Origin of the sequence: Streptomyces sp. NPDC086519 (assembly GCF_040686075.1) — a bacterium.
In the GTDB taxonomy this organism is placed as follows: domain Bacteria; phylum Actinomycetota; class Actinomycetes; order Streptomycetales; family Streptomycetaceae; genus Streptomyces; species Streptomyces shenzhenensis.
In genome coordinates, this window is the sequence record NZ_JBFBJL010000012.1 from 136,407 (window position 1) to 154,238 (window position 17,832).

At 71.5% G+C, this 17,832-nt stretch carries 17 protein-coding genes; 7 read left to right on the forward strand and 10 right to left on the reverse strand.

What is annotated here, in order from left to right; translation table 11 throughout:
• Nucleotides 1-269: 269 nt before the first annotated feature.
• Entirely contained in the window at nt 270-1,964 is a 1,695-nt protein-coding gene (ctaD, locus tag AB0P24_RS14205) for a cytochrome c oxidase subunit I (protein ID WP_365793629.1), read from the forward strand.
• Nucleotides 1,961-2,326, forward strand: a complete 366-nt coding sequence (locus AB0P24_RS14210) for a cytochrome C oxidase subunit I (RefSeq protein ID WP_365793631.1) — start codon at nt 1,961-1,963, stop codon at nt 2,324-2,326. The genes ctaD and AB0P24_RS14210 overlap by 4 nt, the downstream gene beginning before the upstream one ends.
• Nucleotides 2,327-2,384: 58 nt before the next feature.
• On the opposite strand, the gene AB0P24_RS14215 is transcribed toward AB0P24_RS14210, so the two are convergent.
• Nucleotides 2,385-3,230 (reverse strand): LLM class F420-dependent oxidoreductase, encoded by an 846-nt coding sequence (locus AB0P24_RS14215; RefSeq protein ID WP_365793633.1) that lies wholly within the window; start codon nt 3,228-3,230, stop codon nt 2,385-2,387.
• A 154-nt stretch (nt 3,231-3,384) separates the two neighbouring features.
• Here AB0P24_RS14215 and AB0P24_RS14220 point away from each other — a divergent pair, with 154 nt between their 5' ends.
• On the forward strand, nt 3,385-4,890 hold the full coding sequence (locus AB0P24_RS14220) for a CehA/McbA family metallohydrolase (protein WP_365793635.1): 1,506 nt from the start codon (nt 3,385-3,387) through the stop codon (nt 4,888-4,890).
• A gap of 69 nt (nt 4,891-4,959) precedes the next feature.
• Here the strand turns inward: AB0P24_RS14220 and AB0P24_RS14225 are convergent, their stop codons facing one another.
• Nucleotides 4,960-5,724, reverse strand: a complete 765-nt coding sequence (locus AB0P24_RS14225; protein ID WP_365793637.1) for an SDR family NAD(P)-dependent oxidoreductase — start codon at nt 5,722-5,724, stop codon at nt 4,960-4,962.
• Between the two features lie 215 nt (nt 5,725-5,939).
• Here AB0P24_RS14225 and AB0P24_RS14230 point away from each other — a divergent pair, with 215 nt between their 5' ends.
• Nucleotides 5,940-6,524: a helix-turn-helix domain-containing protein gene (locus AB0P24_RS14230; RefSeq protein ID WP_365793639.1), complete on the forward strand. Its 585-nt coding sequence runs from the start codon at nt 5,940-5,942 to the stop codon at nt 6,522-6,524.
• Nucleotides 6,525-6,743: 219 nt separating this feature from the next.
• Here the strand turns inward: AB0P24_RS14230 and AB0P24_RS14235 are convergent, their stop codons facing one another.
• Nucleotides 6,744-7,355, reverse strand: coding sequence for a hypothetical protein (locus AB0P24_RS14235; protein ID WP_365793641.1), 612 nt, complete (start codon nt 7,353-7,355; stop codon nt 6,744-6,746).
• A 183-nt stretch (nt 7,356-7,538) separates the two neighbouring features.
• Between AB0P24_RS14235 and AB0P24_RS14240 the strand changes: the two genes are divergently transcribed.
• The 3 genes from AB0P24_RS14240 (at nt 7,539) to AB0P24_RS14250 (ending at nt 9,288) form a co-directional block, all read left to right on the forward strand.
• Nucleotides 7,539-8,123, forward strand: a complete 585-nt coding sequence (locus AB0P24_RS14240) for a 3'-5' exonuclease (protein ID WP_365793643.1) — start codon at nt 7,539-7,541, stop codon at nt 8,121-8,123.
• Between the two features lie 50 nt (nt 8,124-8,173).
• On the forward strand, nt 8,174-8,701 hold the full coding sequence (locus tag AB0P24_RS14245) for a hypothetical protein (protein ID WP_365793645.1): 528 nt from the start codon (nt 8,174-8,176) through the stop codon (nt 8,699-8,701).
• Nucleotides 8,702-8,901: 200 nt separating this feature from the next.
• Nucleotides 8,902-9,288 carry a nitroreductase/quinone reductase family protein gene (locus AB0P24_RS14250; RefSeq protein WP_365793647.1) on the forward strand — a complete coding sequence of 129 codons (387 nt, stop codon included), beginning with the start codon at nt 8,902-8,904 and terminating at the stop codon, nt 9,286-9,288.
• A gap of 104 nt (nt 9,289-9,392) precedes the next feature.
• On the opposite strand, the gene AB0P24_RS14255 is transcribed toward AB0P24_RS14250, so the two are convergent.
• The 7 genes from AB0P24_RS14255 to AB0P24_RS14285 all read right to left on the reverse strand — a co-directional run bounded on the left by AB0P24_RS14255 (nt 9,393) and on the right by AB0P24_RS14285 (nt 17,605).
• The gene (locus tag AB0P24_RS14255; protein ID WP_365793649.1) at nt 9,393-9,947 is read right to left on the reverse strand and encodes a DUF3455 domain-containing protein; all 555 of its coding nucleotides are present in this window, start codon (nt 9,945-9,947) and stop codon (nt 9,393-9,395) included.
• 198 nt (nt 9,948-10,145) lie between these two features.
• A complete protein-coding gene (locus AB0P24_RS14260) occupies nt 10,146-11,609 on the reverse strand; it encodes an aldehyde dehydrogenase family protein (RefSeq protein ID WP_365793651.1) in 1,464 nt (487 codons plus the stop codon).
• Complete coding sequence (locus AB0P24_RS14265; RefSeq protein WP_365793653.1) at nt 11,606-13,336, reverse strand: D-aminoacylase; 1,731 nt, start codon at nt 13,334-13,336, stop codon at nt 11,606-11,608. Before AB0P24_RS14265 ends, AB0P24_RS14260 begins: the two co-directional genes overlap by 4 nt.
• 118 nt (nt 13,337-13,454) lie before the next feature.
• Entirely contained in the window at nt 13,455-14,573 is a 1,119-nt protein-coding gene (locus tag AB0P24_RS14270; protein WP_365793655.1) for an LLM class flavin-dependent oxidoreductase, read from the reverse strand.
• A gap of 96 nt (nt 14,574-14,669) precedes the next feature.
• The gene (locus AB0P24_RS14275) at nt 14,670-15,440 is read right to left on the reverse strand and encodes an SDR family oxidoreductase (RefSeq protein ID WP_365793657.1); all 771 of its coding nucleotides are present in this window, start codon (nt 15,438-15,440) and stop codon (nt 14,670-14,672) included.
• Nucleotides 15,441-15,449: 9 nt separating this feature from the next.
• Nucleotides 15,450-16,373: an LLM class F420-dependent oxidoreductase gene (locus tag AB0P24_RS14280; RefSeq protein ID WP_365793659.1), complete on the reverse strand. Its 924-nt coding sequence runs from the start codon at nt 16,371-16,373 to the stop codon at nt 15,450-15,452.
• A complete protein-coding gene (locus AB0P24_RS14285) occupies nt 16,370-17,605 on the reverse strand; it encodes an amidohydrolase family protein (protein WP_365793660.1) in 1,236 nt (411 codons plus the stop codon). The genes AB0P24_RS14280 and AB0P24_RS14285 overlap by 4 nt, the downstream gene beginning before the upstream one ends.
• Nucleotides 17,606-17,832: the final 227 nt, after the last annotated feature.

Genomic DNA, 17,832 nt, shown 5'->3' on the forward strand with positions numbered 1-17,832 from the left:
CACCGTCGGCCCGGGAGGCACTCGGTGGCGCTCATCCTGGCCCCGGCGGCTCGGCAGGTCGCGGCGGCGGCCGGTGCGGAACGTCGCCGCGGACGAGGACTGGGTGTGCGCGCAGTGTGCGGCCGACTGCTCCACTCGTGGGTACCGGCTGCCCGATCGGCGGAACGGCGGCCGATCGGGCACCTCCCCTTCCGCCCGGAGCCGCGAGGATGACCGGTGACTCACGTCGAAGGCGCGGATGACCCGCGAGCGTCTGGAGAAACACACCTGTGACTGTTCTCAACGATCCGGAGCAGCCGGCTGCCGACTACTACGAGAGTGAAGTGCCACTCCGCGGGCGGCAGCCGGGCAATGTCGTCGTCAAATGGCTGACCACCACCGACCACAAGACCATCGGCACGCTGTATCTGACCACGTCGTTCGCGTTCTTCCTGGTCGGCGGCGTCATGGCGCTGCTCATGCGTGCCGAGCTCGCCCGCCCTGGTCTGCAGATCATGTCGAACGAGCAGTACAACCAGGCGTTCACGATGCACGGCACGATCATGCTGCTGGTGTTCGCGACGCCGCTGTTCTCCGGCTTCACGAACTGGATCATGCCGCTCCAGATCGGCGCGCCGGACGTCGCCTTCCCGCGGCTGAACATGTTCGCCTACTGGCTGTACCTGCTCGGCTCGACCATCGCCCTCGGCGGCTTCCTCACCCCGCAGGGCGCGGCCGACTTCGGCTGGTTCGCCTACTCCCCGCTCTCGGACGCGGTCCGGACGCCGGGCCTCGGCGCCGACCTGTGGATCATGGGCCTGGCCTTCTCCGGCTTCGGCACCATCCTCGGCGCGGTCAACTTCATCACCACGATCATCTGCATGCGTGCCCCCGGCATGACCATGTTCCGCATGCCGATCTTCACCTGGAACGTGCTGCTGACCGCCGTCCTGGCCCTGCTCGTCTTCCCCGTCCTCGCCGCCGCGCTGTTCGCCCTGGAGGCGGACCGCAAATTCGGCGCCCACGTGTTCGACGCCGCCAACGGCGGAGCACTGCTCTGGCAACACCTCTTCTGGTTCTTCGGCCACCCGGAGGTGTACATCATCGCGCTGCCGTTCTTCGGCATCGTGAGCGAGGTGATCCCGGTCTTCTCCCGCAAGCCGATCTTCGGCTACATGGGCCTGGTGGCCGCGACGATCGCGATCGCGGGTCTGTCCATCACGGTGTGGGCGCACCACATGTACGTCACCGGGGGTGTGCTGCTGCCGTTCTTCGCCTTCATGACCTTCCTGATCGCGGTCCCGACCGGGGTGAAGTTCTTCAACTGGATCGGCACCATGTGGAAGGGATCGGTGTCGTTCGAGACGCCGATGCTGTGGGCGGCCGGCTTCCTCGTGACCTTCCTGTTCGGTGGTCTGACCGGTGTCATCCTGGCCTCGCCGCCGATGGACTTCCACGTCTCCGACTCGTACTTCGTGGTGGCCCACTTCCATTACACGGTCTTCGGCACGGTCGTCTTCGCGATGTTCTCCGGCTTCCACTTCTGGTGGCCGAAGATGACGGGCAAGATGCTCGACGAGCGCCTCGGCAAGATCACCTTCTGGACCCTGTTCGCCGGCTTCCACGGCACCTTCCTGGTCCAGCACTGGCTGGGCGCCGAGGGCATGCCGCGCCGGTACGCCGACTACCTGGCCACCGACGGCTTCACCGCGCTGAACACCGTCTCGACGATCAGCTCCTTCGTGCTCGGCCTGTCGATGCTCCCGTTCCTCTACAACGTGTGGAAGACCGCCCGTTACGGCAAGCCGGTCGGCGTCGACGACCCGTGGGGCTACGGCCGTTCGCTGGAGTGGGCGACCTCCTGCCCGCCGCCGCGGCACAACTTCGTCACGCTGCCGCGGATCCGCTCCGAGTCCCCGGCGTTCGACCTGCACCACCCGGACATCGCCATGTCCGAGGGCGAGGCCCAGAGGCTCCACACATGACCGGCGCGGGACACCGGGTGGGCGGTGGACAGCCGCCGGGAGCCGGCAGGGACCTCGTCAACCAGGCCGAGGGATACCTGTTGTGGCAGGCCAGGATCACCGAGGCCGAACAGCGGGCGCGGGAGTTCACCGGACGCATGGACTGGCTGACCACGTCCCAGCGCGACGAGGTCGAACGGCACCACGTCGAGGACAGCCTGCGCCGAGCGCGGCAGGATCTCGAACGGGTCGCCGCCCGGTGCCGGTCCCTGCGCGGCGAGTACGAGCGGCGGTACCGCTCGCTGCGCCTGCGCTGCGCGGGGTGGACGCTGGCCGCCTGGGTGGGTGTGGTTCTGCTGGCGGCCGTGTCCCTGATCCGCTGACGGGAAGGCCGACGCCGGGTAACACGACCGTCGGCGAGGGAGCGCGGGGCGAGCCGCCTCAGAGGTACTCGGCGTAGGCGTCCAGCACCCCCAGCACCTCCGTCTCCCCCGCCGGCGGCAGTTGGAGCACGACCTCCTCGATGCCCAGCTCGGCGTAGTGCGCGAGCTTTCCCGGCGCGGGCAGCACCGCGTACGGGACGACCTTGAGGGCGGCCGGGTCCCGCCCCGCGTCCGCCCACACGCCCCGCAGGACCGGCAGTGACTCGGTGAGCCCGCGTCCCCCGATCGGCAGCCACCCGTCGGCGTACTCCGCGATGTGCGCGAACAGCTTCGGCCCCGCGGCCCCGCCGATCAGCGTGCGCGGCCCGGTGACCGGTCCGCGCGGCTTCTGGACGGGCTTGGGGTACGCGGACGACGCCCGTACGCTCCCGAACTCCCCCTCGTAGGCGGTGGGTTCGTCCGCCCACAGGGCCCGCATCAACGCCATCCGGTCCCGGCCCAGCTCACGCCGGTCGCGCCAGCGCACCCCGTGGTCGGCGGCCTCCTCGACGTTCCAGCCGAAGCCGACGCCGAGGGTGAAGCGGCCGCCGGACAGGTGGTCGAGGGTGGCGATCTGCTTGGCGAGGTCGATCGGGTCGTGCTGGGCGACCAGGGTGATGCCGGTACCGAGGCCGAGGCTCTCGGTGACGGCGGCGGCCTGGCCGAGGGCGACGAAGGGGTCGAGGGTACGGCCGTACTCGCGGGGCAGGTCGCCGCCCGCCGGGTACGGGGTGGTCCGCTCGACGGGGATGTGCGTGTGCTCGGGCAGGTACAGCCCGGCGAACCCGCGTGCCTCCAGCTCACGGGCGAGCCGGACGGGGGCGATGGTCTCGTCGGTGAGGAAGATCGTGACGGCTATGCGCATGCCCCATCTGTACCGGCGGTGGCGCGATATGTCCATACCGACCAGTCGGCATCACCCGTCCCGCCTTTCACACGGCTATGCACATGGCAGACGGACGCCTGTGGATTCCCTGTCCTTCCAAGGGAGTTCACGTCTAGAGGGGAGAGTGACCGGCATGTGTGAGGAGACGCACGGCATCGGCAGGCGGGCACTGTTCGTGACGGGTGCGGCGGCAGCCCTTACGTTGGGACCCGTGAGCTTCGCAGCGGCGGACGACGGCCAGGACCAGGAAACCCGGACGGTGAGCGGCACGCTGCCGCCCGGCTGCCCGGACTTCGTGTACGTACCGGTCGAAGTGCCGGCCGGGGTGTGCGAGATCAAGGTCGCCTACACCTACGACCGACCGGGCGTCCCGGCCGGCACCACGGGCAACGCGCTCGACATCGGCCTCTTCGACCAGCACGGCACCGACCTCGGCGGCAAGGGCTTCCGCGGCTGGTCCGGCGGCGCCCGCACGGAGTTCTTCGTCCGCGCCGACGACGCGACCCCCGGCTACCTCCCCGGCCCGGTCGACGCCGGCACCTGGTACGTCGCCCTCGGCCCCTACACGGTGGCCCCGCAAGGCCTGTCGTACGAGCTGACGATCACCCTCACCTACGGCGAACCCGGCACCCCCGTCCGCCCGGTCTACCCGCCCTCCCGCGCCAAGGGCCGCGGCCGGGACTGGTACCGGGGCGACTGTCACCTGCACTCCTGGTACTCCGACGGCCGCCGCACCCCCGCCGAGATCGCGGCCCTCGCCCGCGCCGCCGGCCTGGACTTCATCAACTCCTCCGAGCACAACACCCACTCGGCGCACGCCCACTGGGCGGACCAGGCCGGCGACGACCTGCTGATCATGCTCGGCGAGGAGGTCACGACGCGCAACGGCCACGTCGTCGCCCTCGGCACCGATCCCGGGACCTTCGTCGACTGGCGCTACCGGGCCCGCGACAACCGCTTCGGCCGCTTCGCCCACCAGATCCACAAGGCCGGCGGCCTGGTCGTACCGGCGCATCCGCACGCCACGTGCGTGGGCTGCGCCTGGAAGTTCGGTTTCGGCGAGGCCGACGCCGTCGAGGTCTGGAACGGGCCCTACACCCCCGACGACGAGGTGGCCCTGTCCGCCTGGGACGCCACCCTGGTCGCCTCGGTGCGCGACAACCGGGAGTGGCTCCCGGCGATGGGCAACAGCGACGCCCACCGCGATCCCGACGCCGTCGGCATGCCCCAGACCGTCGTCCTCGCCGACGACCTGAGCCGCGAGGCGATCCAGGCGGGCCTGCGCGCGGGCCGCTCCTACATCGCCGAGTCGAAGAACGTGACGCTGAGCTTCACGGCGACGGGCGGCCGCGGCGAGCGGGCGGGCATCGGCGAACGCCTCGCCGTCGCCCCCGACACCCCGGTGACCGTCCGGCTGGCGGCCTCCGGCGTGCCGCGCTGCACGGTCCGCTTCGTCACCGACGAGGGCGTCCTGCTCACCAGCGACCCGCTGCCGGTCGCCGGGTCGGGCGTGGTGGAGTGGCGCACGACCCCGTCGTACGCGGCGTATGTACGGGCCGAGATCCGCCATGAAACGGCCGCGGGCCCCGTCCCCGGCGCCCTCGCTGCCCTCACCAACCCGATTTTCCTGGGGCGTTGAAACCGACTCGGCGCAGCACCGGTCTCCAAGGCGCCGACGATCACCGTCGGCGGAGAGGTTCCGCGGTACTCACCAGGTCTGCTCGGAAGCGCGGACGAGGATCTCGTTGACAGAGACCCGGCGGTGGCGGGTGACCACGAACGAGACCGTGTCCGCGATGTCCTCGGGACGCAGCATCTCCATCCCGGCCAGCTGCTGATCCAGCGACGCCCTGATGTCGTCCCGCGAGTGCGTGACGAACTCGGTGTCCACGGTCCCCGGTTCGATCACGCTCACGCGCAGACGCTGCCGCATGACCTCCTGGCGCAGGGCCTCGGTGAACCCGTTCACGCCGAACTTCGTCATGCTGTACACCGCCGTGCCCGGCCGGGCCACCCGCCCGGCGGTGGAGCTGATGTTGACCAGGTCCGCCACCCGGCGTGGCGAGTCCTCCGCCGCGCGCAGCAGATGCGGCAGCGCGGCGTGGGTGACGTGCAGGAGGCCGTGCACGTTCACCGCCAGCATGCGTTCCCATTCCTGGGCGGGCGCGTCGAGGACCGGTCCGGGCAGCCCCGTGCCGGCGTTGTTGACCAGAACGTCCAGACGGCCGAGTTCGGCCACCACCCGCTCCACGGCGGCGGTCGCCTGCCCCTGATCCGTGATGTCGGCCTCCACCACGAGCGCCGCCCCGCCGGCGGCGACGATCTTTCCGGCGAGCTCGTCGAGCCGCTCGCGGCGCCGGGCCACGACCGCGACCGCGGCCCCCTCGGCGGCGAGGCCCAGGGCGACCGCCGCGCCGATACCGCTGCTGGCGCCGGTCACGAGGGCAACGGTGTTGTGCAGACGTGCGGACATGACCGTCTCCTTGATTCAGATCGGGAGGGCTGGGCTCGGCCTCGGCTCGGGAGAGCCGGGGATCGGGAGGGTTCGGATCGGGTGGGACCCGGGCCGCCGGTGGCGCAAGCGCAGGGGCCCGCCGTACCCTCATATGCGGAACCGGTTCCGGTTCACGTGACGAGAGTAAGCGGAACCCGTTCCGCTTTGCAAGGGCGACAGGAAGGGAGTCGGCTGTGACCGGCCACGAGGGGGACACGGCGCGGCCCCGCAGGCCGCTGCGCGCGGACGCGCAACGCAACGAGGACCGGCTGCTGGAGGCCGCCGCGGCCGCCTTCGCCCGGCAGGGGGCGGGGGCCTCGGTCAAGGACATCGCCCGCGCGGCGGGCGTGGGCGTCGGCACCCTCTACCGCCGGTTCCCGTCCAAGGAACTCCTCGTCGAGGCGACCTACCGACAGGAGGTGCGGCGCCTGTGCGAGGCGGCACCGGAACTGACGGCCGTACTGCCACCGGTTCAGGCGCTGCGGACCTGGATGGAGCGCTTCATCGACTTCATGGCCGCCAAGCAGGGCATGGCCGAGGCGCTGGCCGTGGTGCTGACCGACGACAGCGACAAGCTGCACACCCGGACCCTGCTCGCCGACGCCATCAGCCACCTGCTGACGGCAGCTGAAGGGCAGTCAGCGACACGCCCAGGGGTCGCCGCTCAGGACGTGCTGATGGCCCTGGGCGGGATCAGCCTCATCGCCGCCAGCGAGGAGCAGCGCGCCCTGGCCACCAGGCTGATCGACCTCCTCCTGCACGGCATCGTGACGAACTGACCGCCATGCGGTCTCCGGGCGGCCCCGGGTCTCCGCCGCACGCTCAGTTCGCCGCCGAAGCCGTGCGGAAGCCGTGCCGAAGCGCGCCAAAGCACGCCAAAGCCGTCCGCTTCCAGCCGCTCCACGGCGGCCCACGGGTCGTCGCGCCCGCCCGCGGTCCCGTCCTGCCCCGGCGATCCGCCCCGGGGTGACCGGAGTGGTCGTTGTCCGGCCCCGCGGCTACCGGCGGCCGTCTCGCCTGCGCTCGCTGCGCCGCAGGGCGCGACGCTGTTTTCCCGGCAGGGTGGCGGCCAGCTCGCCCACCGGGGCGACGTCGTGACATGCGCCGTCCCGGCCACCCCGGCACCACCACACCGGTGGGCCGGCCGCGTCCGTCACCCCCGGGTACCAGTCGGCGGCGGTCCCTGCGGGACGGGCGTGCATGCCGAGCTTGTGTTCCCCGCAGACCGGCCAGACCTGCCAGAGCAGCTCCGTGACGGTCTCCTGCGCCGCGTCCGCGACCACGGTCAGCACCGTCGCCTCGTCGTCCGGCTCCAGCGGGTCGTCCTCCTCGGGGTCCCACGGGTTCACCGCGTTGCCCTGCCAGCGGCCGTCGGGCATCGCCACGTAGACCTGCCCCCTGTCGACTCCGCCCGACGGCGCGGGCCGCCAGGGCGGGTCGACCATCAGTACCAGCGCGTCCTGCCCCGGCACGGTCGCCGTCAGGTCGCGGTTGACCACAGCGAGCGCGGCCTCCAGCTTCGGCCACTCACCGGGCTCGGCCCGCCTGGGCTCCGGGCGGCGCTGCCGGTCATGGCCAGGACCGAGACGCGCATACGAGAAGTAACTCACCAGGGCATCGTCGCACTCGCGCGCCGTGCTTCACCGGGCGACGGCGGCCTGCGCACCCGGTCCGGCCCAGGGCGGGGAGGGCAAGAAACGCCGCTGCTCCGGCGGAGGCCGAGAGCGGGCCGGTGACGGCGCAGTCCCGAAAACCACGTGCCCCCAGCCCTGCGCCTCCCTACGCTTCCCGTCATGGACAGCGCCTGGACCGAGGGTCTCGTCAACGTCGTGGACGTCGAGGCGACCTGCTGGGCCGGTTCCCCGCCGCCCGGCGAGGTCAGCGAGATCATCGAGATCGGGCTGACCGTCATCGGTCTGGCCGCCGGCGAGCGCCTCGCCCGGCACCGGATCCTGGTGCGGCCCGCCCGGTCCACGGTCAGCGAGTTCTGCACGGAGCTGACCGGCCTCACGCAGCCTGAGGTCGACCGGGGGACCACCTTCACCGAGGCGTGCCGGCTGCTGGCGGCCGAGCACCGCGCGGGCGCCCGGCCGTGGGTGAGCTGGGGCGACTACGACCGCCACCAGTTCACCCGCCAGTGCCAGGCCACCCGGACCCCCTACCCCTTCAACCGCCGACACACCAACGCCAAGGCCGCCTTCACCGAGGCGTACGGTCTGCGCAAGCGCCCCGGCATGGCACAGGCCCTGCGGATCGCCGGCCTGCGGCTCGAAGGCCGCCACCACCGGGGCGAGGACGACGCCTGGAACATCGCGGCCCTCGTGCTTCACCTCTCCGCACGGGGCAGCTGGCCGGCCCCGGCAGAACACCCCGCCTGACGCTCCGTGGCGCTGCCGCGGAGACGGGCCGACGAGTGGGAAGGGCTGCCATGGGCGAACTGGCGGAGCTCAGGGCATGGGTCGCCCTGATCGACGCGTGCGTCGAGCCCATCGCCAGGAGGCCGGTGGATCTCACCGACCCCGGCTGGGTACGGAAGACGCGGGAGGGCCCGCATCCGCTGGACGAGGCGGGGATCCGGCCGGAGGCCGAAGCGGCGCTGCGGGACGTCCTCTCCCGCTACGAGGAGGGCGACGACAGCGTCCGAGCCACCCTGCGAGCCCTCTTGGAGCGGTGCCACTGGTTCGGCTGGGCGACGACGCTGCCCTTCGAGCCGACGCCGCAGGGCTTCCGGCAGCACCTGCTGGAGATGTCGGCCAAGGACCAGGGTCTCGACACCCGGGACATGATGGTCGGCCTGCACGACCTGTGCGGGCAGGCCCGGGACGCCGGGGTCGGCATCCGGCCGCTCCTGCTGGAAGTGGCCGAACTCTCCAGCGACATGGACAGGTACGGGATGGGTTCCACCCGGCACATCCTGCTCCGGGCAGCCGGACGGGAGCCCTGCGGGCTCTGGTGAGCGGCGCGAAAGGGGGCGGCCTTCCTGGGGTTCGGCCACCTCCGACGGGACTGCTTTCATCTGCCCGGGAAGCCGTACCGGCTGAGCGCACCGCGCAGGTCGTCCACGGTCGGTGCCACGGCGTTCGCCCCCCCTGCTCGACCTGGTGAAGTCCGCCGACGTACGGTGAGGGCAGGGCCCGCCTCGGAAACAGGGGAACCATGTCCGATCGCAGATTTCGTGTCACCACCGCGTTCCAGCGGCACGTCGCCAACCCGCTGACCCGGCTCATGCCCTTCCAGACCCTGCTGGAGACCACCGGCCGGATCTCCGGGCAGCCTCGCCGCACCCCGCTGGGCGGGCGGCGGGTCGGGGACAGTTTCTGGCTGGTGTCGGAGTTCGGGGTGAAGGCGCAGTACGTGCGGAACATCCAGGCCGATCCGCGGGTGCGGGTGCGGATCGGCGGGCGGTGGCATCACGGCACCGCCCACCTGCTGCCCGACGACGACCCGGTCGCCCGGCTGCGCACCCTGCCCAAGGGCAACAGCATGGCCGTGAAGGCGCTGGGCACGCAGCTCCTGACGATCCGGGTCGATCTCACCGACTGAGCACTCTGCTGGAAGTGCCGCGACATGCCGGCTGTCGACCGCGGCGCCGACGTGGCTGGTCGCGCAGTTCCCCGCGCCCCTTCGGGGCGCCGGACCCGCTCAGGTCAGCTGGCGGCCTTGTAGAACGCGTACGTCGCCGAGTACGGCACCGAGATCTGGTCCGTGCCGGTGCACGCCGCGGCCGGGGCCACGCCGCCCTCCGTGTCCAGGCGCTGGACGTAGGTGACACCCTCGAACGTCCCCGCGCCGCGGGTGGCCGTGGCCTTCAGGAGCAGCTCGGGGACGGCGCCGTCCCTGGGGGACGTGGCGATCGCCGAGGCGTTCACCGCGCTGCCGTCGACCGTGGAGACCCAGACCGGGCCGCGGGAGTGCAGGGCGACCGGGCGGTGGGCGCGGTCCCGCTTGTCGGAGAGGGTGGCGGCGGGCTCCAGGAGCTTCCAGGCGCCGTCGGTGCAGGTGTAGGTCTGCACACCGTGCGCGGAGTAGACGCCGGTCAGCTCGTTGCCGTCGGGCACGGCGAGCGCGGCGGGGGCGTGGACGGCCGGGAGGCGGGCGGGCTGCGCGGAGTAGGCCTGGACGGCGGTCGTACCCAGCAGGGTGGCGGCGGCCGCGGCCGCGACGGCCGTGGTGGTCAGAGCGATCTTCTTGGCGAGCTTCATGGAGTGGGCTCCAAGGATTCCGTGCCTGTTCGGGGAAGGGAGCGGCCGGACATCGACGATCCGGAAACCGGCGGTCCCCCTTGTCAGCTCCGGACGCTACGGATCCGCCGCCGGTTCCGGAGCCGGTTTCCCGATCCCTGCCCGCACGGGACACCTCGCCGATCCCCAACGGGCAGACAAAGGGGCCCAGTTGTCACCTCAGCCAGGCCAGACGATCGCCTGCACCTCGCTGTAGGCGTGCAGGGCGTAGGAGCCCACGTCCCGGCCGACTCCGCTCTTCTTGAAGCCCCCGAACGGCGCCTCCATGTTGCGGCCCACCGTGTTGACGCCGACGCCGCCCGCCCGCAGCCGCCGGGCCACCCGGAAGCCCCGGGCCACGTCCCCGGACCAGACGTAGTCGATGAGGCCGAACTCTGAGTCGTTGGCGAGGGCGATGCCCTCCTCCTCGTCGTCGAAGGGGATGACGCAGACGACAGGGCCGAAGATCTCCTCCCGCGCCGCGCGCATGTCGTTCGTGCAGTCGGCGAGGAGGGTGGGGGCGACGTAGAAACCCCGCTCCAGCGACGGGCGTTCACCGCCGGTGACCACCGTCGCCCCTTCCTTCCGCGCGAGTTCGACGTACGACTCGACGCGGGACCGGTGTTCGGCGGTGATCACCGGGCCGACCACGGTGCCGGGCGCGGCCGGGTCCCCCACCTTCAACCGGCTCGCGTATGCGGCCAGTTCGGTGACCAGCCGGTCGTACAGCCCGCGCTGCACCAGCACCCGCGTCGGCGCCGTGCAGATCTGCCCGCTGTAGAAGGAGAAGGTGGTGCCGATGCCCGCCACCGCCGAGCCGACGTCGGCGTCCTCGAAGACGACCGCCGCGCCCTTTCCGCCCAGCTCCATCAACTGCCGTTTCATGTCCCGTCCGCAGACCTCGGCGATGCGCTTCCCGACGGCCGTGGAGCCGGTGAAGCTCACCATGTCGACGTCGGGGGAGGCCACGGCCGCCTCACCGACACCGGTGGACCGCCCGGAGACGACGTTCACCACCCCGGCCGGAGCCCCCGCCGCCTCCAGGGCCTCGGCCATCCGGTACACGGACAGCGGATCCTGCGGGGCCGGTTTCACCACCACCGTGTTGCCCATCGCCAGCGCCGGCGCGACCTTGCCCGCCGGGTTGGCCCACGGGTTGTTGTACGAGGTGATGCAGCTGACCACCCCGACCGGCTGGCGCACGGCGAGCGCGCCCATCACGCCCGCCCTCCCCATCGGCCCGGCCTCGTTGATCTGCGGCGGGATCGCCCACTCGGACGGCTCGACGGTCGCGTACCGGCGGAACCGGGCCGCGGCCACCCCCACCTGCATCGCGCGCGCGGTCCCGGTGGTCGCGCCCGTCTCGGCGCGGGCGAGGTCCGCGTACGCGCCGAGACGGCCGCGGATGATGTCGGCGGCCCGGCCGAGCACCGCCGCCCGCTCCCCCGCCGGCGTCCGCGCCCAGCCGTCGAAGGCCTCCCGGGCGGCCGCGCACGCGGCCAGCACCTGCTCGCGGGAGGCCTCCGGGGCCCGGCCCACGCTCTCCTCGGTCGCCGGGTCGACGACCTCGTAGTACCCGTCGTCGGGCGCCACCCACCGGCCCCCGACGAACAGCCGCTGCCCGTCCGCCGCCGTCTCGCTCACCGGGTGCTCACCGTCCTGGTGTCCCGCCCGGACCGCAGCACCTTCCCCGGTACGGCCCCGCTCACCACGTCGTCCCGGATGGCCTCGACACCGTTGACCCAGACCGCCCGCACCCCGATCGCCTTCGCGTCCAGGCGCGGGCTGTCTCCCGGCAGGTCGTGCACCAGGGTGGCCTGGCCGGCGGCGATCCGCTCCGGGTCGAAGAGCACCAGGTCCGCATGCCAGCCCTGCTCGATCCGGCCCCGCTCCCGCAGCCCGAAGAGCCGGGCGGGATCGTCGGTCAGCATCTTCACGGCCTGCTCCAGGCCGAGCAGTTTCCGGCCGCGCAGGCAGTCACCGATGAAGCGGGTGGTGTACGGGGCTCCGCACATCCGGTCCAGGTGCGCCCCCGCGTCCGACCCGCCGAGCATGACGTCCTCGTGCTGCCAGGTCTCGGCGCGCAGCGCCCAGGACGCGGGGTCGTTGTCGGTGGGCATGGGCCACAGGACGGTACGGAGGTCGTCGGCGGCGCAGATCTCGACCAGAGTGTGGAAGGGGTCCTGGCCCCGCTCCTGTGCTATGTCACGCACCACCCGGCCCGACAGCCCGGCGTTCGCCTCGCTGTACGTGTCCCCGATGACGTACCGCCCGAAGTTCGCGAGCCGCCGGAAGACCCCGGCCTCCTTCGACTCGGCGCGCCGCAGCATCTCCGCCCGCACCTCGGGATCCCGGAGCTTCTCGATCCGCTCCGGAACCGGAAGCCCGAGTATCGGCCCCCACCCGGGGATGAGGTTCAGCGCGCAGAAGGTCCCCAGCGACATGTTCATCGGCGTGAGGATCGGCATGGTCAGCGCCACGACCCTGCCGCCCGCCTTCCGGGCCCGCTCACTGGCCTGGAGCTGCCGGGGCACCCGCTCGGGCACGGCGGCGTCCACGGTCAGCACGTTCCAGTTCAGGGGCCGCCCGGCCACCGCGCTCATCTCGGCGAACAGCTCGATCTCGGCGTCGCTGAACTGGTCGAGGCATCCGGCCACGATCGCCTCGATCTGCGTCCCCTCGTGCTCCCCGACCGCCCGCGACAGCGCGAGCAGCTCCGCGGGCAGCGCGTGCCGCGACGCCACCGGCTGCCCGTCCCCGTCCGAGTGCGTGCTGGACTGGGTGGTGGAGAACCCCCACGCGCCCGCGTCCATGGCCTCGTGCAACAGCCGTACGATCTGGGCGAGCTGCTCCTCACTGGGCTGCCCGCCGACCGCGTCCGGCCCCATCACGTACCGGCGCAGCGCGCAGTGCCCCACCATGAACCCGGCGTTGACGGCGATGCGCCCTTCGAGCGCGTCCAGGTATTCGCCGAAGGAGTTCCAGCTCCAGGGCGCCCCTTCCTCCAGGGCGACCAGGGACATGCCCTCGACCTTGGACATCATGCGGCGGGTGTAGTCGGCGTCGGCGGGACGTTCCGGGTTCAGGGGCGCAAGGGTGAACCCGCAGTTGCCGGCGGCGACCGTCGTCACTCCGTGATTCAGCGAAGGCGTCGCGTACGGGTCCCAGAAGAGCTGGGCGTCGTAGTGCGTGTGCGGATCGACGAAGCCGGGCGCCAGCACGAGCCCGGCCGCGTCCTCGCTGGTACGGGATTCCTCGGTGACGGTGCCGATGACGGCGATCCGGCCGTCACGGATGCCGACGTCGGCGGTGCGGGCGGGCGCGCCGGTTCCGTCGACAACGGACGCGCCTTTGATGACGTGATCAAGCATGGGCTCACCTCCTGGTATGCGGCAGGACTGCTTGCCTGGGGGCGCGGGCTGTATCGATGTGCGGCTCCGCCGCGCGGGCGCGACCAGCCACACCCCACCCGCACCCGCCAACGCACGCTCAGGCCCCTTGACGGAACCGCGTAGTCCGGTGCACAGGATCGGTGTCGATCTTCGGAATCACGTGCTCCCCGATCAACCGGATCGTCTGCAGCGTCTCCTCCTTCGGCACCCCCACCGGCAACCCGAAGCTCAGCTGGTCGGCCCCGGCCTGCTCCCACCGCTTGCACTGCCGCAGCACCTCGTCCGGGTCGCCGCAGATCAGCAGCTCCTCCTCGACCAGCAGCTCCACGAACTCCGGCGTGTACTCCGGCAGCGTCTCCGGCCACACCGGGAAGCCCTCGGGCCGCGGGAAGGTGTCGTGGTACCGGAACACCAGCGAGGGGAGGTAGTGCAGCCCACCGGCCGCGGCGATGCGGATCGCCTCGTCGTGGGTCGGCGCGCAGATCGCCGTCGTCGTCACCATGACGTTGTCGTTGACGAAGTCCCCGACCGGTTCCGCGTTCACGATCGCCGTCTTGTACTGCTCCAGCACCCACTCCATGTCGGAGACCTTCTGGATGCTGAACCCCAGCACTCCCAGCCCCTTCTGCGCCGCCATGGCGTACGACGGCGGCGACCCGGCCGCGTACCACATCGCGGGGTGCGACTTGCCGTACGGCTTCGGCAGCACCTTGCGCGGCGGCAGCTGCCAGTGCTTGCCCTGGAAGCCGACGTACTCGTCCTGGAGCCACATCTTGGGAAACTCGGCGATGGTCTCCTCCCAGATCTCCTTGGTGTAGTTCATGTCGGTCACACCAGGGATGAACCCGAGGATCTCGTGGGAGCCGGCGCCCCGCCCGCTGCCGAACTCGAAGCGGTTGCCGCTGAGATGGTCGAGCATGGCGACCTTCTCGGCCACCTTCACGGGGTGGTTGACCGGGGCGAGGGGGTTGAAGATCCCGGAGCCGAGGTGGATCCGCTCGGTGGCGTGTGCCAGGTAGCCCAGGAACACGTCGTTGGCGGACAGGTGCGAGTACTCGTCGAGGAAGTGGTGCTCGGAGGCCCAGGCGTACTTGAAACCGGACTTGTCCGCCTGGATGACGTACTCGGTCTCCTCCATCAGTGCCTTGTGCTCGGCCAGCGGGTCTGTCTCGGCCCGCTTGCCCACGTATCCCTGTACAAAGAGCCCGAATTCCAAGGCGGTTCACCGTCCCATGTCCAGGTGGTCCCTGTGGTCCTCTGAGTCCTACGACTTTCTGACGTAGCGTCAGATTCGTCAATAGCTGACGGTCTGTCAGATGACACTGACTCCCGCCAGCCAGCCCCCGTCGATCACGAACGGCTGCCCGGTGATGTACGACGAGTCGTCCGAGGTCAGGAAGAGCGCCAGTCTGGCCACTTCCTCCGCCCGCCCGATCCGGCCCAGCGGCACGAGCTTGCGGTACAGCTCGTCCAGCGCGTGGCTCATCTCCGCCGGGTCGGCGGCCGGGTCCAGCCGGGCCGGGTTGGACATCGCGGTGTCGATGGCGCCCGGGCAGATCGCGTTGACGCGAATGCGCCGGTCGGCGAGTTCCAGCGCGGCGACCCGGGTGAGCCCGAGCACCGCGTGCTTGGTGGCGGCGTAGGTGCCGACCGCCGCCATCCCGGTCAGCGCCGTGTAGGAGGCCGTGTTGACGATGGTCCCGCCGTCGTCCAGTTCGGGCGCCACGGTCTTCATGCCCAGGAAGCAGCCGACCTGGTTGACCTGCACCACCTGCATGAACTCGTCGAGGGGCGTGTCCACCAGCGCGTTGAAGCGCAGGATGCCCGCGTTGTTCACCAGCCCGTCGAGACGCCCGTACGCCTTCTTCGCGGCGGCGACGGCGGCCTGCCACTGCGCCTCCACCCCCACGTCCAGGTGGACGTAGGCCGCCCCGATCTCCTTGGCGAGGGCCTGGCCCTGGTCGTCCAGCACATCGGCGACGACGACTCCCGCGCCCTCCGCGACGAAGAGCCGCGCCTCCTGCTCGCCCTGTCCGCGCGCCGCCCCGGTGACGATGACGACCCGCCCGTCCAGCTTGCCCATGCCACTCCCTCAGGTGAGAAGGGGCGCGACATCCGCCCCGAACGCCTCGATCTGGTCGATGAGTTCGGCCCGGCTCCGACTGCGGAACCGCACCTGGACCTGGTGCACGCCCATCGCGCCGTACGCCCGCAGCGACTCGGCGAGGGCCTCGGGGGCACCGCTGAGCGTGCGGCGGCCCACCGCCCAGTCGGGCGTGCCGACGTACAGCGGCTCGGTGATCGCGCCGATGGTGATCGGCGCTTCGAGGCCGGCCTCCTCGCGCAGCCGTCGCAGCCGGGCGATCTGGTCCGGGAGCCGGTCCCTGGGGTCGCCCTGCGGCAGCCAGCCGTCGCCCTTGAGCGCGGCCCGCCGTACCGCGGCCGGCGACGACCCGCCGACCCACACCGGTACCCGGTCCTGCGCGGGCCGGGGCCGCTGCCCGAGCCCCTCGAAGTCGTAGAACTTCCCGTGATGCGACGGGAACTCGTCCGCCCCCAGAGCCGCCCGCAACGCGTCGATCGCCTCGTCCAGCACCGCTCCGCGCCGCCCGAAGTCCACCCCCAGGACCTCGAACTCCTCCCGCACGTGCCCGGCCCCGACACCGAGGACCAGGCGGCCGCCGGAGAGGTGGTCGAGGGTCGCGTACTGCTTGGCGGAGAGCAGGGGGTGGCGCAGTCCCACGACGGCGACATGGCTGAGCAGCCGTACCCGCTCGGTCACGGCGGCCAGGTGGGCGAGGGTGGCCACCGGGTCGTACCAGACCGTGCTCATGGCCTCGGCCAGCCGGTGCGGGATCGCCACGTGGTCGCAGACGGCGAGGTAGGCGAACCCGGCCCGGTCGACGGCCCGCGCGATCCCGACCAGGTCCGCGGCGCCCGCCCCGGCCTCCCAGTCCTCGGCGTAGAGGGTGGACTGGGACTGGACGGGGAGCTGGATGCCGTAGTCGAGGCTCACCGCGGACCGCCCCAGAGCCCGTCGGGAGTCAGCCCCAGCAGCTCGATCGCGTTGCCCCGGACGATCCGCTCCACCACGTCCGGCGCCAGATGCCCCATCTGCGCCTCCCCGACCTCCCTCGACTTCGGCCAGGTGGAGTCGGAGTGCGGGTAGTCGGTCTCGTAGAGGACGTTGCCGAGGCCGATCGCGTCGAGGTTCTTCAGGCCGAAGGCGTCGTCGAAGAAGCAGCCGTAGACGTGCTCGGCGAAGAGTTCGGACGGCGGGCGGGTGACCTTGTCGGCGACACCGCCCCAGGCGCGGTTCTCCTCCCAGACGACGTCGGCGCGCTCCAGGATGTAGGGGATCCAGCCGATCTGCCCCTCCGCGTACATCACCTTGAGGTTCGGGAAGCGCTCGAACTTGCCGCTCATCAGCCAGTCGACCATCGAGAAGCAGCAGTTCGCGAAGGTGATGGTGGAGCCGACGGCGGGCGGGGCGTCGGCGGAGGTGGAGGGCATCCGGCTGCTGGAGCCGATGTGCATGGCGACGACCGTGCCGGTCTCGTCGCAGGCGGCGAGGAAGGGGTCCCAGTCGTCGGTGTGCACGGAGGGGAGCCCGAGGTGCGGGGGTATCTCGGAGAAGGCGACGGCACGGACCCCGCGGGCCGCGTTGCGGCGGACCTCGGCGGCGGCCAGCCGGGCGTCCCAGAGGGGGATGAGGATGAGGGGTATCAGGCGGCCCCCTGCCAGCGGGCCGCACCACTCCTCCACCATCCAGTCGTTGTAGGCCTGGACACAGAGCAGCGCCAGCTCGCGGTCCTTGGCCTCGGTGAAGGTCTGCCCGCAGAAGCGGGGGAAGGTCGGGAAGCAGAGCGCGGACTGGACGTGGTTGACGTCCATGTCGGCGAGCCGCTGCGGGACGTCGTACGACCCCGCCCGCATCTGCTCGTACGTGATCACTTCGAGCTTGATCTCGTCGCGCGCGTAGCCGACGGCGGTGTCGAGGCGGGTGAGGGGGCGGTGCAGGTCCTCGTAGATCCACCAGTCGCCCGTGGGGCCGCCCTCACCCGGCCTGCCCATGACGGGCTTGAAGCGGCCGCCGAGGAAGCTCATCTCCCGCAGCGGGGCCCGGACTATGCGCGGACCGGTGTCCTGGTACTTCTTCGGGAGGCGGGACTGCCAGACGTCCGGCGGCTCCACGGTGTGGTCGTCGACGGAGATGATCAGCGGGAAGGTGCCGTCCTCGGTGTCCATGGCGCTCACGGTAGCGCCGATCTGACGAACCGTCAGCTATGGGAATGACGGTTCGTCAGACGAACGGGGGCGGCAGCCGCGGAGGCGCTCACGGTTGGGCCGCACCCTGGCACACGGTCGCCTTCGCCCTGGACGGCCGCGCCGCCGGCCACGCCCTGAGGGTGTTCGCCAACTCCGCTGCGAGGAGGCGGACCTGCTCGCGGAGCCGTTCCGCCACGAACCGGGCC